Genomic DNA, 1,569 nt, shown 5'->3' on the forward strand with positions numbered 1-1,569 from the left:
ATGGTTCGCGTAGAGCTAGTCGATGGTGATTGGACGTATACGCTCGATCAGTCTGCGGTGCAGAATTTAGATGCTGGCGATCAGGTCACCGATACCATCACCCTGACTGCCTCTGATGGCACTGAACAAGCCATTGTCATCACTATTACTGGTAGCGAGGATGCGCCAGAAGTCAGCGGTGAGTTTGTGGGTTCCGTCACCGAAGGCAATGTGGGCGATGCGGCTGTCACCGCGACGGGCACTATTGCGATCAGTGACATCGACGGCGACGATGCACCCACCTTCGCCAATACCACAGAGACCGGCACTTACGGTTCGCTCGAGCTGGTAAACGGCAATTGGACCTACACCCTTGATCAGTCTGCCGTGCAGAATTTAGACGCTGGCGATCAGGTTACCGACACCATTACCCTGACAGCAAGCGATAACACCCAACAAGATATTGTCATCACCATTACCGGGACGGATGACGACCCTGTAGTCAGTGGTGAGTTTGTTGGTTCCGTGACCGAAGGTAACGTAGGTGATGCGGCCGTGACTGCCACGGGCACCATTGCGATAAGTGATGTGGATGGCGACGATGCACCCACCTTTGCCAATACCACAGCAACCGGCACTTATGGTTCACTCGAGCTGGTCGATGGCAGCTGGACCTACACCCTCGATCAGTCTGCGGTGCAGAACTTGGACGCTGGCGATCAAGTCACCGATACCATCACCCTGACTGCCTCTGATGGCACAGAGCAAGCCATTGTCATCACCATTACCGGTAGCGATGACCTACCTGAGGTCACCGGTGAGTTTGTGGGTTCGGTCACCGAAGGTAATGAAGGTGATGCACCTGTCACTGCCACGGGTACGATTGCGATCAGTGATGTTGACACCGACGATGCGCCTACCTTTGCCGATGTCACACAAGTGGGTACATATGGTTCGCTAGAGCTAGTGAATGGCAACTGGACCTATACGCTTGATCAGTCTGCGGTGCAGAGCTTAGACGCCGGTGATCAGATCACCGACACCATTACCCTCACCGCCTCTGATGGCACCCAGCAAGATATTGTCATCACCATTACCGGTAGCGAGGATGCGCCAGAAGTCACTGGTGAATTTGTTGGCTCAGTCACCGAAGGTAATGAAGGTGATGCGCCCGTGACTGCCACCGGCACCATTGCGATCACTGATATCGACGGTGACGATGCACCCACTTTCGCCAATACCTCAGAGACAGGGACTTATGGTTCGCTAGAACTGGTCGGTGAGAACTGGACCTACACCCTTGATCAAGCCAGCGTGCAGAATTTAGATGCCGGTGATCAGGTCACCGATACCATTACCCTGACTGCCTCTGATGGCACCCAGCAAGCCATTGTGATCACCATTACTGGTAGCGAAGATGCGCCTGAAGTCAGCGGTGAGTTTGTGGGTTCCGTGACCGAAGGTAATGAAGGCGATGCGCCTGTCACTGCCACAGGCACCATTGCGAACATTACCATCAACAGCGCCGCTGCCAACCCCACAACACACCCCCCACAACACACCCCACACACACACACACACATGGTCCAA

1 protein-coding gene is annotated in these 1,569 nt (G+C 54.6%); it reads left to right on the top strand.

The window, feature by feature from the left end; genetic code table 11:
* The coding region (locus tag BGK46_RS14685; protein ID WP_217492742.1) for a VCBS domain-containing protein at positions 1-1,569 on the top strand (1,569 nt) is incomplete at both ends.

The sequence above is a fragment of the Salinivibrio sp. SS2 genome, assembly GCF_001722075.1.
GTDB classification, from domain to species: domain Bacteria; phylum Pseudomonadota; class Gammaproteobacteria; order Enterobacterales; family Vibrionaceae; genus Salinivibrio; species Salinivibrio proteolyticus.